The 18231-nt window shown below is 64.3% G+C and carries 12 protein-coding genes; 5 read left to right on the top strand and 7 right to left on the bottom strand.

Features of this window, described 5'->3' with window-relative positions; translation table 11 throughout:
• The first annotated feature begins 22 nt into the window (after positions 1 to 22).
• The 3 genes from AC0L14_RS02205 (at position 23) to pdeM (ending at position 4228) form a co-directional block, all read left to right on the top strand.
• Complete coding sequence (locus tag AC0L14_RS02205) at positions 23 to 883, top strand: C40 family peptidase (RefSeq protein WP_473526063.1); 861 nt, start codon at positions 23 to 25, stop codon at positions 881 to 883.
• Between the two features lie 98 nt (positions 884 to 981).
• Entirely contained in the window at positions 982 to 3513 is a 2532-nt protein-coding gene (locus tag AC0L14_RS02200) for a ligase-associated DNA damage response DEXH box helicase (RefSeq protein WP_473526062.1), read from the top strand.
• Between the two features lies 1 nt (position 3514).
• Positions 3515 to 4228 carry a ligase-associated DNA damage response endonuclease PdeM gene (pdeM, locus tag AC0L14_RS02195; RefSeq protein ID WP_473526061.1) on the top strand — a complete coding sequence of 238 codons (714 nt, stop codon included), beginning with the start codon at positions 3515 to 3517 and terminating at the stop codon, positions 4226 to 4228.
• 6 nt (positions 4229 to 4234) lie between these two features.
• Here the strand turns inward: pdeM and AC0L14_RS02190 are convergent, their stop codons facing one another.
• From AC0L14_RS02190 to AC0L14_RS02180, 3 genes are read right to left on the bottom strand one after another with little or no spacing between them, the layout of a single operon-like run.
• Positions 4235 to 5170 (bottom strand): dimethyl sulfoxide reductase anchor subunit family protein, encoded by a 936-nt coding sequence (locus AC0L14_RS02190; protein ID WP_473526060.1) that lies wholly within the window; start codon positions 5168 to 5170, stop codon positions 4235 to 4237.
• Between the two features lie 11 nt (positions 5171 to 5181).
• On the bottom strand, positions 5182 to 5916 hold the full coding sequence (locus tag AC0L14_RS02185) for a 4Fe-4S dicluster domain-containing protein (RefSeq protein ID WP_473526059.1): 735 nt from the start codon (positions 5914 to 5916) through the stop codon (positions 5182 to 5184).
• Positions 5913 to 8846, bottom strand: coding sequence for a molybdopterin oxidoreductase family protein (locus tag AC0L14_RS02180; RefSeq protein ID WP_473748536.1), 2934 nt, complete (start codon positions 8844 to 8846; stop codon positions 5913 to 5915). Before AC0L14_RS02180 ends, AC0L14_RS02185 begins: the two co-directional genes overlap by 4 nt.
• A gap of 274 nt (positions 8847 to 9120) precedes the next feature.
• On the opposite strand from AC0L14_RS02180, the gene AC0L14_RS02175 reads away from it, so the two are divergent.
• Entirely contained in the window at positions 9121 to 10023 is a 903-nt protein-coding gene (locus AC0L14_RS02175) for a LysR substrate-binding domain-containing protein (RefSeq protein WP_473483774.1), read from the top strand.
• 6 nt (positions 10024 to 10029) lie between these two features.
• Here AC0L14_RS02175 and AC0L14_RS02170 read toward each other — a convergent pair whose 3' ends face one another.
• From AC0L14_RS02170 to AC0L14_RS02155, 4 genes are all read right to left on the bottom strand, one after another.
• Positions 10030 to 11286, bottom strand: coding sequence for an Hsp70 family protein (locus AC0L14_RS02170; RefSeq protein WP_473526057.1), 1257 nt, complete (start codon positions 11284 to 11286; stop codon positions 10030 to 10032).
• A 109-nt stretch (positions 11287 to 11395) separates the two neighbouring features.
• Positions 11396 to 12187, bottom strand: a complete 792-nt coding sequence (locus tag AC0L14_RS02165) for a TIGR02186 family protein (RefSeq protein ID WP_123146556.1) — start codon at positions 12185 to 12187, stop codon at positions 11396 to 11398.
• A complete protein-coding gene (locus tag AC0L14_RS02160) occupies positions 12187 to 13110 on the bottom strand; it encodes a sulfite exporter TauE/SafE family protein (protein WP_123146557.1) in 924 nt (307 codons plus the stop codon). The genes AC0L14_RS02165 and AC0L14_RS02160 overlap by 1 nt, the downstream gene beginning before the upstream one ends.
• 192 nt (positions 13111 to 13302) lie before the next feature.
• Positions 13303 to 17250 (bottom strand): peptidoglycan-binding protein, encoded by a 3948-nt coding sequence (locus AC0L14_RS02155; protein ID WP_473748535.1) that lies wholly within the window; start codon positions 17248 to 17250, stop codon positions 13303 to 13305.
• Positions 17251 to 17727: 477 nt separating this feature from the next.
• Between AC0L14_RS02155 and AC0L14_RS02150 the strand changes: the two genes are divergently transcribed.
• Positions 17728 to 18189: a MerR family transcriptional regulator gene (locus tag AC0L14_RS02150; protein WP_473748692.1), complete on the top strand. Its 462-nt coding sequence runs from the start codon at positions 17728 to 17730 to the stop codon at positions 18187 to 18189.
• Positions 18190 to 18231: the final 42 nt, after the last annotated feature.

The raw sequence follows: 18231 nt of genomic DNA, 5'->3' as shown, positions 1-18231 counted from the left end.
CCATTCTGAACGAGTTGCCGATTTGACCGCCAGGGATGCTCGCCTTCACGCCTTCCGTTCCGATCTCGCCGATGCCAGGCTGGAGGGCGAGGTCGCCGCCGATCGCTTCGTCGCCGGGCGGCCAGCGCGGGTTTCAGCCGCAGTGGCCGATATCCGCAAGGCGCCGCGGCCGGATGCCGGCGTCAACACGCAAGCCCTGTTCGGCGACGATGTCCTCGTCTTCGAAGACGCTGAGGGCTGGGCCTGGATCCAAGCCGAACGCGACGGCTATGTCGGCTATGTCGCCGACACCGTGCTAAGCGCGCGGGACCATGCGCCAACCCATGTCGTCTCCGTGCCGCGCACCTTCCTCTATCCCGGACCGGATTTGCGGCTTCCGCTGAGCGGGCAGCTGTCGATGGGATCGGCGGTGACGGTGGAGGGCGCGGCCGAAACCCGCGGCACGCATTATGCGCTGCTGCCGTCCGGCGAGGCTGTCATATCAGGCCATCTCAGGCCTCTAGGAGAGCCGGCTGCCGACTATGTCGCGGTCGCGGAGGCTTTTCTCGGCACGCCCTATCTGTGGGGCGGCGCCTCCGGCTTCGGCATCGATTGCTCCGGCCTCGTGCAACTGGCGATGCACATGGCCGGCAGGCAAGTGCTGCGCGATTCCGACATGCAGGCGGCGACCATCGGTGAGCCGCTCGACCCGGGTCCGGACTTTGCCGGGTTGCGGCGCGGCGACCTGGTGTTCTGGAAAGGCCATGTCGCTGTCATGACCGACCCGAAAACCATGATCCACGCCAACGGCCACACCATGCTGGTCTCGCGTGAAGGGTTCAAGGAAGCCGTCGCCCGCATCGGCTACCTCTATGGCGGCCTGACAGGGTTTCGCCGGCCGTAGCGCCACAGCGGCCCTTCTCAAGCGAGGGGGAGGCGCTTCGATCACCTTTTGTTCTGATTCTTCTTGGCGATTGCGCGCCGCCGCGCTACCTCTGGCAGGTGACAGAGCAGCCGCGCCTTGCCGATCAGAATGCCGCCGTGCACTTGCCCGAGCCATTCCTCAAATGGTTCGCGGAAAAAGGTTGGTCGCCGCGCGCCCATCAGATCGAGCTGCTGGCAAGGGCCCGGGCCGGGCAGTCGGTTTTGCTGATCGCGCCGACCGGCGCCGGCAAGACGCTGGCCGGATTCTTGCCCTCGTTGACCGAGCTGGCAGGCCGGCCAAGGAGAAGGCCGGGACAGGCTCATCGCGGCATCCATACGCTCTATATCTCGCCGCTGAAGGCGCTGGCCGTCGATATCGAGCGCAATCTCGGCAGGCCGGTGGAAGAAATCGGCCTGTCGGTTACCATCGAGACTCGCACCGGCGACACGCCGGCGCACAAGCGCCAGCGGCAAAAGCTGGTGCCGCCCGACATTCTCCTGACCACGCCCGAGCAGCTGGCGCTGCTGATTGCGGCGCCCGACGCCAGGCGCTTCTTCGAGGACCTGCACTATGTCGTGCTCGATGAACTGCATTCACTGGTGACGTCGAAACGCGGGCATCTTCTGGCGCTCGGGCTGGCGCGGCTGCGCAGCTTCGTACCCGGCCTGCAGACGATCGGCCTGTCGGCAACGGTCGCCGAGCCCGACGACTTGCGCCGTTGGCTGGTAAGCCAGAATCCACCCAGCGCGATGGCAGGTCTGATCACCGTTGCCGGCGGCGCCAAGCCCGACATCTCCATCCTCGATTCAGAACAGCACGTGCCGTGGTCCGGACACTCGGCCCGCTACGCCATTCCCGAAATCTACGAGGCGATCCAGCGCCATCGCACGACGCTCCTGTTCGTCAACACACGCAGCCAGGCAGAGCTGCTGTTCCAGGAGCTGTGGCGGGCAAACGAGGACTCGCTGCCGATCGCCCTGCATCACGGCTCGCTCGATGTCGGTCAGCGCCGGCGGGTCGAAAAGGCGATGGGCGAGAATGCACTGCGCGCCATCGTCGCCACTTCTACGCTTGATCTCGGTATCGACTGGGGCGACGTCGATCTGGTCGTGCATGTCGGCGCGCCGAAGGGCGCGAGCCGGCTGGCGCAGCGCATCGGCCGCGCCAACCACCGCATGGACGAGCCGTCCAAGGCGATCCTGATCCCGGCCAACCGCTTCGAGGTGCTGGAATGCCGGGCGGCGCTCGACGCCAACTATCTCGGCGCCCAGGACACGCCGCCGCTTGTCAATGGCGCGCTCGACGTGCTGTCGCAGCACGTGCTGGGCAGCGCCTGCGCGGCACCCTTTGACGCCGACTTTTTATTCGAGGAGGTGCGCGGTGCCGCGCCCTATGCCGAGCTGGAGCGCGCAACCTTCGACCGTGTCATCGATTTCGTCGCCACCGGGGGCTACGCGCTCAAGAGTTACGATCGCTACACTCGCATCCGAAAGACAAGCGGTGGGCTGTGGCGCGTCTCGCATCCGCGCATCGCCCAGCAGTACCGGCTGAATGTCGGCACCATCGTCGAGATGCCGGAGCTGAATGTGCGCTATGTCAGGCAAGGGCGTGGCCTTGCCGGCCGCGGCGGGCCGGTGCTCGGCAAGATCGAGGAGTATTTCGCCGAGACGCTGCGCCCCGGCGACAATTTCATGTTCGGCGGCAAGGTGCTGCGCTTCGAGGGCATTCGTGAGAACGAGTGCATCGTCTCCAATGGCGCCGGCGCCCGCATCATCGTACCGTCCTATGCCGGCGGAAAGTTCCCGCTGTCGACCTATCTCGCCGACCAGGTGCGCGGCATGCTGGCCGATTCCAATCGCTGGCAGGCGCTGCCCGAACAGGTCGCCGACTGGCTGAGGTTGCAGAAGGAAAAATCGGTGCTGCCGAAGCGCGGTGACCTGCTGGTCGAGACCTTTCCGCGCGGCAACCGGCACTACATGATCGCCTATCCGTTCGAAGGCCGGCTCGCGCACCAGACGCTCGGCATGCTGCTGACGCGGCGGCTGGAGCGGGCAGGTGCGCGGCCGCTCGGCTTTGTCGCCACCGACTATTCGCTGGCCGTCTGGGCGCTGGATGACATGGCCTCGCTATTCAAGGCAAAGAAGCCTTCTCTGACTGCCCTGCTCGATGAAGACATGCTGGGCGACGATCTCGAAGCCTGGCTGAACGACAGCTGGATGCTGAAGCGCACCTTCCGCACCTGCGCTGTAATCGCCGGACTGATCGAGAAGCGTTTCCCAGGGCAGGAGAAGAGCGGGCGGCAAGTGACGGTGTCGGCCGACCTGATCTACGACGTGCTGCGCAGTCACGAACCGGACCATATACTGCTGCAGGCGACGCGGACGGATGCGTCGGCCGGCCTGCTCGATGTCAGCAGACTTGCCGAGATGCTCTCGCGTGTCCGCGGTCGAATCGTGCATAAGCATCTTGAGCAGATTTCGCCGTTGGCCGTGCCGATCATGCTGGAGATCGGCAAGGAATCGGTGAATGGCGGCGCCAACGAGACGCTGCTGATGGAGGCGGCGGATCTGGTCGAGGAGGCCATGGGTCCAGGAATGAGCTTGGTTTGATATGAATTTCGCGGCGAGGGCATCGGCATTCGCGGAGGCCGACCGGGTCGGCATCGCTGATGAGCGCGCGGTCTGTGATCCGCGCGGCGTGCTCTATTTCCCGGAGCTTCGGCTTCTGGCGGTGTCGGACCTGCATCTGGAAAAGGGCTCGTCCCTGGCCCGGCGCGGTACGTTGATCCCGCCTTATGACACGGGTGCGACATTGCTCCGGCTGCAGGCGGTGATCGCCGACTACCAGCCTGCGATCGTCATCAGCCTGGGCGACAGCTTTCATGACGGCGGCGGCGCGGCGCGCATGCACTCAAGCTTTCGCGAACGCCTGGAAGCGCTGATGGCCGGCCGCGACTGGTTTTGGGTTGCCGGCAATCACGACCCGGATGCGCCAGCCGACCTGCCCGGCGAGACGGTGCGCGAGCTGGCCGTAGGCTCTCTCGTATTCCGGCACGAGCCTTCGGCGGTGAGGGTGGAGGGCGAGGTCGCCGGCCATCTGCACCCTTGCGCCCGCATCGTGCAGCGCGGCCGCTCGGTGCGGCGGCGCTGCTTTGCCGGCGACGGCGGCCGCATGATCATGCCGGCCTTCGGCGCCTATACCGGCTCGCTTAATGTGCTCGACCGCGCCTATGCCGGGCTGTTCCGCCGCGAAACGCTGATGGCCTATATGCTCGGCGCTGAGCGCATCTTCGCCATTTCCCGCTCGATGCTGCGGCCAGGCTGAGCTGGTCTACCTGCCGTAGTAGAGAGTGACGGTGTGCTTGGCTTCGGCGAAGAACAGCCAGCGTTCGACCAGCATGCCGGCGAATTGGACGATTGCTGCTATTGCCGACAGCACCGCCGCATAGGGCCATGGCAAGGGGAACGCGGCAATCAGCAGCAAGACGGGCAGAGCGAAGGACAGCACTTGCGTGATCTGGCGCAGCCGCGCCTTGTGCTTGCGCGCGACGCGAAAGCCCATCTCCTTGAGCAGATAGTTTTCCTCGGTGTGCGGCCATTCCAGCGATCGCACCGTACCGCCGGCAAGCCCGGTGGCGGTGTTGGCGTTGGTCGGAATTTCCAGCCCGTCATTGTATCGCCAGGTTGCCAGCTTCCAGCCCCAGCCGAGCAATGTCAGCAGCACGCAAGCTGCCAGAAGGATGGTCGAGCCGAGGGCGAAACCCTGCAGCAGCGCGTTGAGAAGCACGCTGCCGCTCATCGCTGAAAAGATCAGATAGCCGGGCAGAGTGAAGCGGCTGTGCCACTGGGCGATGGGCTTCAGCGATGCATAGATCATGCCGGTGGTGCAGACGGTGGCGACCGCGCCGACCGCAGCCAGCAGCCCGGCGACGGCCACCCAGCCGTTTGTGCGGCCGAGGAACACCCAGCCGATGGCGAACAGTCCCGCCGGCACGAAGGTCGCGACCGACGCAATGCCTTCGCGCGAAAGCCATGAGCTGCGCCATTGCGAGAATGCCCTCCAGGCGCGTTCGGGCCGGCCGAGATGGCCGGCCGACGACAACAGGCCGGCCGAGATCAGGCCGAGCGCCAGGCCCATGCCGACGAGGCCGAGCCAGAAATCGGGCGGGACAAAACCTTGTCCGGCCAGCACGCCGAGCAGCGCGAGCAGGCCGTAGCCGGCGCCGGTGGCGGTGGTGAAAAAGACGACGGAGAAGGCTGGATGCATGGAGGCGCTGGTCAGTGCGAAAGCATGCGGTCGACCCAGCCGAGGAAACCGCCTTCGGCCCGCACCGGTTCGAGCGCCAGCGCCGGCACCGATGCCGCACGCTGCGTGTGGGCGCGCGGCGGCAAATATTTGTTGGTCGGGTGATAGCCGAGTTCGGGCATCAGGTCGACACCGCCGCGCTCGGCCACCAGTTGCGAGATCGCCGACGCCGGGTCGCCGAGATCGCCAAAATGCCGCGCGCTGGTTGGACAGGCGGCGACGCAGGCCGGCACCCGATCTTCTTCAGCCAGATTGTCGTTATAGATGCGGTCGACGCACAACGTACATTTCTTCATCACGCCGACATCGGTGTCGAATTCGCGGGCGCCATAGGGGCAGGCCCAGCTGCACAATTTGCAGCCGATGCACTTGTCCTCGTCGACCAGCACGATGCCGTCCGAGGCTCGTTTGTAGGAGGCTCCGGTCGGGCAGACGGTGACGCAGGCCGGCGTCTCGCAATGCAGGCAGGAGCGTGGGAAATTGACCGTGCGCCCGCCCATCTCCGTGATGTGCTCATAGCTGTGCACGCGGTTGAACCAGACCCCGTCGGCATCGCCGCCGTAGGGATCGATGTCGGTCAGCGGCGCCATGTGGCCACCGGTGTTCCATTCCTTGCAGGCGGTAACGCAGGCCTGGCAACCGACGCAGGTGTCAAGGTCGATGACGAGGCCGAGCTTTTTGTCGGCATGGGCGGGGAGACAGGTCATGGTCTGGCGGCTTCTCTTTCCCGGCGAAACTCGGCGCCGAAACTGAGCTTGTCGGGCGAGGGTTCGAAATGCGGCGGCTGCCGGAAGCGCTCGAACTGCGGTTCGGTGAAGCCGGCTTCTTCAGCCGCGCATTTGACGATGCGGACACGCAGGTCGAACCATGCCGCCTGGCCGGTGACCGGGTCGGAATTCGAGTAGCGTTTGCCATTGGCATCGGCAGAGGTCTGGTCGCCGATAATGTGATTGAGCAGGAAACCGCGGTTGGATTCGGCGGCGTCGTCCTTCAGCCCCCAGCTGCCGCGCCGTTTGCCGATGGCGTTCCAGGTCCAAACCGTATCCGCGTTAACGCCGTCGACCAGCTTGATCTGTCCCTTGACCTTGCCGTTGATGCTCTCGATCCACACCCAGTCATCGTCGACAAGGCCGAGGCCGGCGGCGGTCCGGTTGTGCACGAACAGCCGGTTCTGGCTGGTGATCTGCCTGAGCCAGGCGTTCTGCGAGCCCCAGGAATGATACATGTGCATCGGCCGCTGCGTCAGTGCGTGCAGCGGGTATTTCTCGAGGTCGACAGCCGCCTCCTCGAAGGGCGTGTACCAGAACGGCAGCGGGTCCATATAGGTCTCGATGCGGCTGCGCTCCGCCTCCGGCGGCAGCACCCGCCCATGGCCGCGCGCGGCGAGGCGAAACCGCTGAATCGGTTCCGAATAGAGCTGGAAGACGATCGGCTCGGCTTTCGGGATGAAGCCCATGTTCTCGGCGAAGTCGAGATAGGAGCGGTTGGCCATTTTGTAGTAGCGCTGGTCGTCCGCAAAATCATGGTGCCAGAAGCCGCCATTGTCGATGTAGCGCTGAAGCTGATCAGGATTGGCCTCGCCTTTGCCGATCGAGGTTCCGTCCTTGCCGCGCCAGCCGGCGAGCGGGCCGATGCCCGGCGTGCGCTCATGATTGACGATGTAATCGGCATAGTCGCGGTATTTGGCCGAGCCGTCGTCGTCGACGAAGCCGGGCAGGCCGAGGCGCGCGCCGAGCTCGATCAGCACCGTCTGGAACGGCCTGACATCACGATCCGGCTCGACGACGGGATGGCGGATGGCGTCGCCCGGGCCGTCGGCGTGGCTGATCGGCCGATCGAGCAGGCTGATGCAGTCGTGACGCTCGAGATAGGTGGTGTCGGGAAGCACGAGATCGGCGAACGGCACGGTCTCGGAATAATAGGCGTCGGAATAGATGATGAAGGGGATCTTGTAGTTTCCGGCCTCGTCGCTGTCGGTCAGCATCGCCATCGTCTCGACGGTGTTCATCGACGAGTTCCAGGCCATGTTGGACATGTACATCATTAGCGTATCGATCCTGTAAGGATCGCCGGCCCAGGCATTACGGATGACCGTGTGCATGAGCCCGTGTGCTGCCAGCGGCGCATCCCAGGAATAGGCCTTGTCGATACGGATCGGCGTGCCGACGTCGTCGACCAGCAGATCGTCCGGACCGCAGACGAATCCAAGCGGCATGCCTTCGAGCGGCGTCATCGGCCTGACGTCCTTGCCCGCCGGCTTCGGCCCCGGCGGCGCCGACCGCGGATAGGGCGGCTTGAAGCGAAATCCGCCGGGCACGTCCACCGTACCCAGGAGTACTTGGAGCAGGTGGATGGCGCGGCAGCTTTGAAACCCGTTCGAATGGGCCGAGATGCCGCGCATCGCGTGCATCGACACCGGCCGGCCCTTGATCGTCTCATGCCGGCGGCCGGCCCAGTCGGTCCACTCCACCGGCAGTTCGATCGCCTGTTCGAAGGCGACATGCGCCAGTTCGGCGGCGGTCCGGCGGATGGTGTCGGCGGGGACGCCGCAGCGTTCGGCGACCGCATCGGGAGAATAGCTCTCCTGCAGATAGCGGTCGGCAACGAGCTGGAAGACCGGAACGCAGCGGCGGCCATCGACCTGGAAGTTGCCGGTCAGCGCCGGCTTTGCGTCGGTATCGGTGACGCTGACGGGCACTTTCGCCACCCTGTCCCAGGCCAGCGGATTGCCGTTACCGTCGCGTGCGAACAGCCCATCGTCGGCAGCATTCGGCTCCTGGATGACGAGGACATGAGCATTGGTGTAGCGCAGCAAATAATCGAGATCGACGCGGCCGGCCTTCAGCAGTTCATGGATGAGGGCTAACACGAACAGTCCGTCGGTACCGGGCCGGATGCCGATCCAGTCATCGGCAATGGCGTTGTAGCCGGTGCGGCACGGATTGATCGAGACCACCTTGGCGCCGCGCGCCTTGAGCTTGCCGAGACCGATCTTGATCGGATTGGAATCATGGTCCTCGGCAACGCCGAACAGCATGAAGTACCTCGTGTTGTCCCAGTCGGGTTCGCCGAACTCCCAGAACGAACCGCCGATCGTATAGAGCCCGCCGGCCGCCATGTTGACCGAGCAGAAGCCGCCATGGGCGGCGAAATTCGGCGTGCCGAACTGGCTCGCCCACCAGCCGGTCAACGATTGCGACTGATCGCGCCCGGTGAAGAAGGCGAGTTTCTTCGGATCGGTCCGGCGGATTTTCGAAAGTCGTTCCGTCGCGATTGAGAAAGCCTCCTCCCACTCGATCTCACGAAATTCTCCCGAGCCGCGCGGACCTGTGCGCAGCAATGGTTTCTTCAACCGGGCCGGACTGTAGTGCTGCATGATGCCGGCACTGCCCTTGCCGCACAGCACGCCGCGATTGACCGGATGGTCCTTGTTGCCGTTGATGTAGCGGACCTTGCCGTCCTTGATGTGGACGTCGATGCCGCACCGGCAGGCGCACATGTAGCAGGTGGTCTTGGCGATGCTGTCGGAGATATCGGGCGAAGTATCGACGCCATCGCCCTCGTCGGGCGCGCGCGTGTCGGCAAGCGACCGTTGGGACGGTGCGGAATTGGCGCCGCGCAGCGGTCCGTGGCTCATGATCTGCTTTTGTGGTCCGAGTATTTGGCTCGCGTTTTCGGCCCGGGGCCGCGCATGTAATGCTCTTCCGGATGATAGCCGTTGCCGGTGAGCCGCCGCCGCAAGCTGCGCGTCCAATGGGCAAACAGGGATTTGAACCGCCCGATCACTTTCTGCCTTTTGCGGACTGGCCGCGATATTTTTCCAATTTCCTGTAAAAACTTAGAACAAAACGATCGATCTGTCTAACAAGTTGCTCTTGTAATTCCAATCGAATTTCTTTCTTAATTCTCTCATGACCCTGGACCAATTGCGGATCTTCGTTGCTGTCGCCGAACGAGGACACATGACCAAGGCAGCCGAGCTGCTGGGTATTTCCCAATCGGCCGCCTCGGCCGCCATCCGCTCGCTCGAACGGCAGCATGGCGTCCAGCTGTTCAACCGGGTCGGTCGCAACATCGAGCTGGCGCAGACCGGGCGCCGGTTCCTGCCCGAGGCCAAGGCCGTGCTTGAACGGGCGACTGCCGCCCACGACGTGCTGGAGCACGTCTCGCAGACGATCACCGGCAGCCTTTCCATCGCCGCCAGCCAAACCATCGCCAGCTACTGGCTGCCGCGCCGGCTGGCCTCCTTCCACGAGGCCTATCCCGCCGTCAGGCTGAGCGTGACCATCGGCAACACCAGGCAGGTTGAGACCACCGTACTGGACGGTACGGCTGATTTTGGCCTGGTCGAGGGGCGCACTGATTCGGACATATTGCGGCGCGCCAAGGTCGATGTGGATCGCCTGATGCTGGTTGTGGCGCCTTCGCATCCCGAGATCGCTGAAGTCTCGCGCGGGCATCCCGATATCAGCGAGCTCCGCTGGATCATCAGGGAGGGCGGGTCGGGCACCCGCGAGGTGCTGGAAGATCTTGCCCGCCGCGAAGGGATCTCGTTCGCGGAACTGCGAATATTCCTGGTGCTGCCGAGCAACGAGGCGGTCCGTCAGGCGGTCGAGGCTGGCGCCGGCGCCACCATCATTTCGGAACTCGTTGTCGAACGCGCCGTTGCCGAAGGCAGCTTGCGTTCCGTGCAGATCGATCTGCCGAAACGTGATTTCGCCATGATCACGCACCGTGACCGGCAGGCAAGTCTGGCCCAGATGGCGCTCAAGGCGCATCTGGGCGCGAAGGCCGGCGAGACCGTCCGCGGGTAAGCCGGGTCAGCCGAATTTCCGCTGCGCATCGAGCGCCAGCCCAAGCCCGACCGAGCCGAACATATCCCCTTCGATGACGGACGCCTGCGGCACCAAGGCTAATATCTGCTGCCTTGCCAGCGGGATGGCGGTCGATCCGCCGGTTAGGAACACCGCGGTGATGGCGGATGGTTTCACCTGCGCATCGCGGATCGTCTCGCCAACCGTCGCGGCCACCCGTTCGATATCCCTGGCAATCGTGGCCTCGAGCCCGGCACGGGAAATTTCTGCCGCGAAACTCGCTCCGGGCAGCGCGACTACGACATCACCAGAAAGTTGCTGCGTCAGCGCGATCTTGGCCCTCTCGACCAAAGCGGCCAGTGCGTGACCGTAACGATGCTCGACGATGTGGATGAAACGGTCGACCAGGTCGGCGCGTTCCGCCTCGTAGCGGATCTGGCGCAGATGCGTCATCGCCCTGGCGGTGTAGACCAGATTGATGCGTTGCCATGTCGCCAGGTCGATGAAGTAGCTGGCCGGCAAGTTGCGCTTGCCGTCCTTGGTCGGCGAGAGGTAGCCGAGCTGCGGCATCACATGGGTGATGCTCAACAGCCGATCGAAGTCGGTGCCGCCGATGTGGATGCCTCGGCTCGCCAGGATGTCGTCCTTGCGATCGAGGGAGCGGGCGCGCTGCGGCGAGACCCGCACGATCGAGAAGTCGGACGTGCCGCCGCCCATGTCGACGATCAGCGCCAGTTCTTCCCGCGTGACCTTCTGCTCGTAGTCGAGCGCCGCCGCGATCGGCTCGAACTGGAAGGCGATATGCTTGAAGCCCTGGGTGCGGGCCGCGTTTTCGAGTTCACCTTCGGCCTTGGCATCGGCCTCGGCATCGTCGTCGACGAACTGCACGGGACGACCGAGCACCACGCTTTCAACCGTGTCGTCCGCATCCCCTTCCAGCCTTTTCCTGAGATGGCCGACGAACAGACCAATGATCTCGGTGAAGGCGATCGATCGGGACTTGATGCGCGTCTTTTCATGGACAAGCGTACCGCCGAGTACGCTCTTCAGCGAGCGCATCAGACGACCATCGATGCTGTCGGTATAGTTGGCGATGGCGCGGCGCCCAAAATAGGTGCGGTTGTCCTCGAAATTGAAGAACACCGCGCTCGGCAGCGTCACCTCGCCGTCTTCCAGCGCCACCAATCGCGGCTGCCCGTTCCTGATCACGCCGACGGTGGAATTCGAAGTGCCGAAGTCGATACCGCCGAATGCTGGACGCATCGCAAAGTCCTGTGTTTTTGATTTGGGGAGCGACGGCTCGTGTCCGGTCGGGCCGGGGTCGCGGTCTAACCCACGCGCGTAAAAAGGGGAACCGCCTTTTGAAGAGAGTTTAATCCTTCCGGAAGACGAGCCTTCCGAGCCAGCCTGTCAGCATGGCCAACGACACCGCGAAGACGCCATACAGGAAAGAATAATCGTGGGCGACCCGGAAGATCGACTGTTCGAAACCGGATTTGCGAATTTCGAGCTGGGCGGAGCTTTCCTTGACGAACAGGCCGCTCTTGAACAGGAACGCGCGGGCCTTATGGGTGCCGACCGGAACATTGGGGGCGAGCCTGACGGTGGCGCGGAACAGGTTCTGCGACAGGAACTGCACGCCGCCGACATTCACGCTGTAGAGGCCGGTCGCCGTTTTACGCTCGCGCAGCGCTGCGGTGAATTCCTGGATGGTCGCCGGACTGTCGTCATCGTCGGCCGGCTGCATGTAGATGTTGGCAGCGCCGAGCGACAGTTGCTTGTAGCTGTTGGGGTCGGTGACGTCCTGCAGCGGCCGCGTCGTCGCCACCGAATAGGACACCGGCACATTCTTGAAGGTCTCGGACTCCAGATTGATCCAGATGCCGAGCACCCGGTCCTTGCGGCGCACGACGACCTTCCGGGCCGGACCCTCAAGCACGACGACGATGTCGTAGCGCCCTTGGCGGGCGACAAGCGGGTCGGCATTTTCCAATGAGCCAAAGATGGTAAGGTCGGCACCGGAAAAGCCGGCGGTGATTGAGACATAGTCGGTGGACAGGCCGATCTGGATGTTCTCGGTAACCGGCGTCTGCGCTCTCGCCGGTGACGAGGCGGCGAACAGCGACAGCGAGGCAACGGCCAGGAACGCCCTCAAGCCCGCCATCAGGTCGGGTCCACGCCGGACAGCGAATAGAGGCTGGGAGGCGTCACGAACAGGTCGATTGCGAGCCGAATGGCGACCGCCAGCACCAGCAGTGCCAGCAGCGCCCTGAGTTGCTCGCCACGCAGCCTTTGGCCGGCCTTGGCGCCGTATTGCGCGCCGGCGACGCCGCCCGCCATCAACAGAAAGGCGAGCATGACGTCGACCGTCTGGTTGGTGGTGGCATGGACCAGCGTGGTGTAGGCCGAGGTGAAGATGATCTGGAACAGCGAGGTGCCGATGACGACGTTGGTCGGCACTTTCAAGAGATAGATCAGCGCCGGCACCATGATGAAGCCGCCGCCGACGCCCATGATCGACGACAGGAAACCGATGCCGGCGCCAAGGCCGAGCACCGGGATGACGCTGACGAAAAGCTTCGAGGCCCTGAACCGCATTTTTAGCGGCAAGCGGTGGATCCAATTGTGCTGGCCGGATTTCTTCAGCACCGGCGCCGCGCCGCTGCGCGTGGCGCGCAGCGCATTGACGCTCTCGACCAGCATCAGCCCGCCGACGGTGCCGAGCAGCACGACATAGAGCAGCGAGATGAACAGGTCGAGTTGGCCGAGCCGGCGCAAGAAGCCAAAGACAAAGATGCCGCCGGTCGAGCCGACGATGCCGCCTGCCAAAAGCACACCGCCGAGCTTGAAGTCGAGCGTGCCGCGCTTCACGTGCGACAATGCGCCGGAGAAGGAGGAGGCGATGACCTGGTTGGCGCCGGTAGCGACCGCGATCGCCGGCGGAATGTTGTAGAAGATCAGCAGCGGCGTGATGAGGAAGCCGCCGCCCACTCCGAACATGCCCGAAAGGAAACCCACCGCCGCGCCCATGGCCAGCAGCACGAAAATGTTGACGGAAATTTCCGCGATCGGGAGATAGATGCCCACCCGTCAGTCTCGATCAGTTTGCCTCTCGACGAATGCAACCGTTGCGGGCATTTCGCGCCTAAAAGCCTATCTCGTTCTTGCGCCGGCCGGGCGGCGAAGTCAAACCTCGCCACGCCGCCGAAACAAAAAACAACTCAATCAGTTAACAGGCAAATGTGTGGCAAAGGCGTCGCGGAAACGACGCATCTGACGTTATTTGCGCGCAAGCAGCGCCTTGACCAGTTTTTCGTCGACCGCGCCCGTCGGCTTCAAGTCGTTGTCGGTCTGGAAAGCCATGATGGCATCCTCGGTTTTCTGGCCCATCACGCCGTCGGCATTGCCGGCCTCATAGCCGTTCTTGTTGAGAATGCGCTGGATGTTCTGAACGACCTTCTTCATGTCGACGCTGGCGGTTGTCTGCGGCGTGCCGTCCTGCCACGATTCGGGAATGTCGGCCGAATTGGCCGCAGGATCGAGCGGCTTCGCCTTCCACAGTTCGGCGGCGGTACGGGCGCGTTCGAGCTGCTCGGGCTTGAGCGCCCTGGCGATCTCGTCGCGCTTTGCCGCCGCATCCTTGTCGCCGGTCTTGGCAACGAGCGCGAACCATTTGTAGGAATCTTCGAGATTCTGCTTCATGCCGACGCCCTTCGCCGCCAGGATGCCGAGATTGAATTGGCTGTCCTTGACACCGAGATCGGCGGCCGCCTGGAACCAGTGCGCGGCCGATTCATTGTCGGTCACGCCGTCCGCAGCCATGGCAAAGAGCACGGCGAGATTGTGCATGGCGCTGGCGTTGCCTTGCTCCGCGGCGAGCTGGTACCACGTCTTCGCCTTCTTGACGTCGCGCGCGACGCCGGTGCCCTTCTCATAGAAGTTGCCGATGCGGTATTCCGCCGGCGCGAAGCCGAGCTCGGCGGCCTTTTCATACCATTTGGCGGCCGCTGCCATGTCTTGCTTGACGCCGCGCGATTCGGCGTAACGCGAGCCGATCTCGAACAACGCCTTGGCGTCGCCGCCGGCCGCTGCGTCACGCAAGGCAGCCGGGCCGGCATCGGCTGGGATGTCGATCTTGGCAGCGGCCGCCGTCGTCGAAGCATCCGCGGGCGTGACCGTGCCGGTCATGTCCGGGGTCGCGGGCGTGGCGGCCGGCGCTGTGGCCATTGGCTCGGTGTCCGCAGCCGTCGGGCCCGCATGTGCCGAGGCTGTCACGTTCGCCGCCGCCTGATCGGGCGACGCCGTTGGAGTGATGGGCGCAGGAACAGGTTCGGCCTCGGGTCCGATTTCCATCGGCGTTTCGGCGTCCGACGGCGCGGCGAGGGCGGTCTGCGCCGGCATGTCGTCTTCGGTTACCGATTCGGACGGCTCTGCCTGCCGGACGACGCGGGCCGGCGCGCTGTCCTGCGCTGCAGTTTGCGCGTCCGTCTTCGGCTCGCTGGCGGTACCGGCCGACGCGGTTTTCGCTGGCTGCGCGGCCGCGATCGGCGCCGCATCGTTGCTCGCCATTTCGACGGGGTCGGAGAAAAAGGCCGCGCCCAGTTGCAGGCCGGCGAGCGCCAGCATGACTGCGGCGGCCGCCATCAGGATCGGCTTGCGCCGCGCCTTGAGCAGGTCGCCGATCCTGAGCGCCTTCACCGGGCCGCTCATCTTCGATTGCCGCTTGAGAGCGTCGGCCTCGGCGGCCGCCGCTTGCGCCGCGCGTCTGGCTGCGGCGATGAAGTCGGCTTTCGATGCATCGGCACTGCCGGGCCTGACCGGCGGTCCGCGTTCGTCGCGCACGCGTTTCATGATGGCGTTGAGGTCGGGTGGGCCGGAGCCGGGCTCCAGCGGCCGGTTGGCAACCTTCGGATCCAGCGGCTCGTCGAGATCGACGCTCGGTATCTCGACATCAGGCGCCGAGCCGGCAAGCGGTGGAACGTCTGCCTCCTTCTTACCCTTGAAGACGCGCGCCAGTCCGCCGAGCATCGACTTCCGGCCGCCGGGCTGCTCACTTTTCTCCGTCACAGTATCCGAACCAAGCGCCGCCATGGCCGCGGCCGCAGCGGCTTCGGCCGGCGTACGCGGGCCCGGTTCGCTACGCGAACCTGGTTCATTGCGCATGATGGCCGTGGCATGGCTGTCGAGGTCGGCCATGTCACCCGTCAGCGGCAATGGCTGGTCGATGTCCATGGACGGCGCGTCACGTACGGCCATCTTTGACGATCGCGCGCCGCGCCAGCTGTCCGGCTCGGCCGATTGCGTATTAAGAAGTTCGCTCACCGCGTCGGTCGGCTCGCCGGTTTCCAGTGAGCCCAGCCGGTCGACGATCTTGAGCAGGGTGTCGTGGATGGCCTCGAAGGTCCTCGAATTGCGCTCGTCGGAACGGCGCGTCAGTGATTCGAGCGTCTTCAGATCCTGGGCGAGGCCAGAAACGGCCGCCGTGTTGGCACTGGAGTCGGCCAGTGAGCGGACGGCGCTCTCGGCTGCCTCGCGCGCAGCGCTGAGGATGGAATCGCGGGTGCCAGCCAGCGACTTCTCGATTTCGTCGAGACGAGGGCTGATGTCCTCGAATTCCGGCAATGGCGTGCCGGGCTTCGAAAGATGCGCCGACAGAGCCGCGACTTGCGTCTCCAGGCTGCGGATCAGGGCCGGGTCGATGCCGGCGACTTGTGCCGCCGATGAATCCAGCCGGCTTGAAATATCTTCGAGGCGGCCTTCCAGGCCACGGATCGCCGCTTCGCTTGCGGAATCGGGAACGCGCGTTTCCATGCGCTGGGCCAGCGCGCTGAAGCGGGCGTCGATGGCATCCATGATGCCGGCGCCGTCGATCTGCGGCATGCGCTGGTCCAGCCTGTCGACGACTTCGTCCAGCCGGCGCTCGAGATCACGAAACAGCAAGTTGCCTTGTTCGATCGCGTCGCCTTGGCGGCGCTCCATCATGCCGGACAGCACGTCGAAACGTTGCTCCAGCCCCTGGAAGATATAGTCGGCATCCGGCATTGCAGGCGCCCTGTCGATCTTGTCGGCAATGAGCGCGATCTGCTTGTCGAGACGCTCCATCGCCTGCTCCGGCAAATTGGCCCGGCCGGCAAGATCGTCGACCCGGCTGGACAGCATGTTGAGGCGGTCGATGACCTCGCCGCTGGGGTGAACTTGCGTGACTTCCTCGATCTGCTGGGCAAGCGAGGCGATCCGCTTCTCGATGCGTTCGAAGGGTTCGGGGTCGAATGAATTGGCCTGCGCGGCGACGGTGGATGCGACGATAGCGCGGGAAATCTCGTCCAGCCGCTCATCGATCATACCGAATGTGCTGCTGCCGCGATTGTCCTGCTGCCTGGCGAAATGATCGACGGCGCTGGCAAGCGTGCGGACCTTCTCTTCGATCGACCGCAGCGACAGCGACTCCGGCAAATTGTTGACGGCGTTGCTGATCTGCTCGAGCCGGTCGGTCAGAATCGAAAGACCGGGTGCGTCCGACCGCTTGCGGTGATCGGCATCGACACGATCCTCGAACGCGGTCCAGCGGCGGTCGAAATCGTCCCAGCGGCGGCCAACCGCCTGCACGCTCTCCTCGCGCGCCAGCGTGTCGAGCGCGGCCTTGACCTGCTCCAGTTCGAGCCGGAGCATGTTGACGCTTCTGTCGTCGCTCCTTTCGGCCAGAGTCTGGATGGCGCCGGAAAGCCGCTCAAACTCGACGCCGAGTTCGGCGCTGCCTTTGCCGCCTCCCGATTGACCACCCGGCTCGGCGCTTGCCTGGAAAGCCCGCTCGATGTCCTTGCGCAGCGCTTCGAATTCGCGCTGCAGGCCGGCGGTCATCTGGTGGCGCAGTTCCTCGCGCAGGCCGCGCAATTCGCCGGCGATCTTGCCGACCACGGCGACGCCGTCTTCTTGGCCGCGCACACGGTCGATATCGCGGGCGATCGCCTGGTAAGTCTGGTCAAAGGCAGCCGGCTCCGGGCTTTTCGGCGGCTGCGCCGGGCGCGGATCCTCATAGGGCCGGGCGCTGGCATAGCGCGGCTCCGCGCTCGGCCGGCGCGAATCGGGACGCTCGCTCAGGTCCTCGCGCGTCCGCTCCAGCCGCTGCTCCAGCGTTTCCAGGGAACGGTTGAGCTGTTCAAGCGTGGTGTGCGGCCTGCGCTGCCTGCCGACGTTGAGTGTATCGAGATAGGACCGCTTGCTGTTCATCGATGCGCCCGTTCAGAATTACTGCTGGCTTATGACCAGTTTCCCAAAGTCCTGCCGGAAACGAAGGCGGCCGCGCGGCTTGCTGCGGTGGAAGACGAGCTTCCCGGGTTTCACCCACGCTCCGAAAAACCGTGAAAAATTCGCTACAGGATAAACACGGGTAACCGACATGCGCACATTTCGCCCAACGTGGTAAACAACGCGTTAACCAAGCTTAAGAAGTTGCAACGTTGTTGGCGGGCTGCCTAAGCGCCGCCGGGCCATGAGCTGGCGGATGCGGCAAAAAGTTCCTCCCCCACAACGCCCTTGCTTCGTGAGGCGGCTATCGGTATAGAATTGACGTAAACGTAAAGGTGCACAGACTGTGCCGTTTGTGATTTGTTTGTTGAAACCACGAGTGGAAGCACGCCCCCGCTTCCGCTCAGGCGACGCAAGGTCCGGGACCGCGGCGCCACCAGTTGGGGAAAGCCAGTGACCATGAAACTTGTTTCGCCCGGCGAAGCCGCGGCCAATACCAATGACATGTCTGACAAAGCCGGCGAGGATCTTGTCCGCATCGGCGAGATGGCCAAGAAATACGGAGTAACGCTGCGCACGCTGCGTTTCTACGAGGACAAGGGTCTTCTCACTCCGCAGCGCGACGGCTCGACCCGTCTCTACACGCGACGCGACAAGGTTCGGCTGAAGCTGATCCTGCTCGGCCGCAAGGTCGGATTCTCGCTGCGCGACGTCAAGCAGATGATGGATCTGTATGACCCGACTGGCTCCAACACCAAGCAGTTGCGACTGGCGCTCGACAAGTCGGAGAAGCAGCTTGCCCGTCTGCAGAAGCAGCGGGCGCTGATCGACGATGCCATCAACGAGTTGAGCAACTCGATGGCGGCGGTGCGTCAGATGTTGATCGAACGTTCGGCGCCGCAGGCCAGCGCCACCGGATAATTCGGCCTCGCCGGCTTCCGGTGAACGGCTTTCTGACGAACG

Source organism: Mesorhizobium sp. WSM4841 (assembly GCF_055811515.1).
Note: the sequence above shows the minus strand (reverse complement) of the source record. Positions and strands in the feature narration are given on the sequence as shown.

What these genes read in the sequence shown, in the direction of transcription:
- AC0L14_RS02180 (WP_473748536.1), bottom strand. Translation starts at nt 8,846, where the DNA reads ATGAGCCACGGACCGCTGCGCGGCGCCAATTCCGCACCGTCCCAACGG.
- AC0L14_RS02175 (WP_473483774.1), top strand. Translation starts at nt 9,121, where the DNA reads ATGACCCTGGACCAATTGCGGATCTTCGTTGCTGTCGCCGAACGAGGA.
- AC0L14_RS02165 (WP_123146556.1), bottom strand. Translation starts at nt 12,187, where the DNA reads ATGGCGGGCTTGAGGGCGTTCCTGGCCGTTGCCTCGCTGTCGCTGTTC.
- pdeM (WP_473526061.1), top strand. Translation starts at nt 3,515, where the DNA reads ATGAATTTCGCGGCGAGGGCATCGGCATTCGCGGAGGCCGACCGGGTC.
- AC0L14_RS02155 (WP_473748535.1), bottom strand. Translation starts at nt 17,250, where the DNA reads ATGAACAGCAAGCGGTCCTATCTCGATACACTCAACGTCGGCAGGCAG.
- AC0L14_RS02150 (WP_473748692.1), top strand. Translation starts at nt 17,728, where the DNA reads ATGAAACTTGTTTCGCCCGGCGAAGCCGCGGCCAATACCAATGACATG.
- AC0L14_RS02190 (WP_473526060.1), bottom strand. Translation starts at nt 5,170, where the DNA reads ATGCATCCAGCCTTCTCCGTCGTCTTTTTCACCACCGCCACCGGCGCC.
- AC0L14_RS02185 (WP_473526059.1), bottom strand. Translation starts at nt 5,916, where the DNA reads ATGACCTGTCTCCCCGCCCATGCCGACAAAAAGCTCGGCCTCGTCATC.
- AC0L14_RS02170 (WP_473526057.1), bottom strand. Translation starts at nt 11,286, where the DNA reads ATGCGTCCAGCATTCGGCGGTATCGACTTCGGCACTTCGAATTCCACC.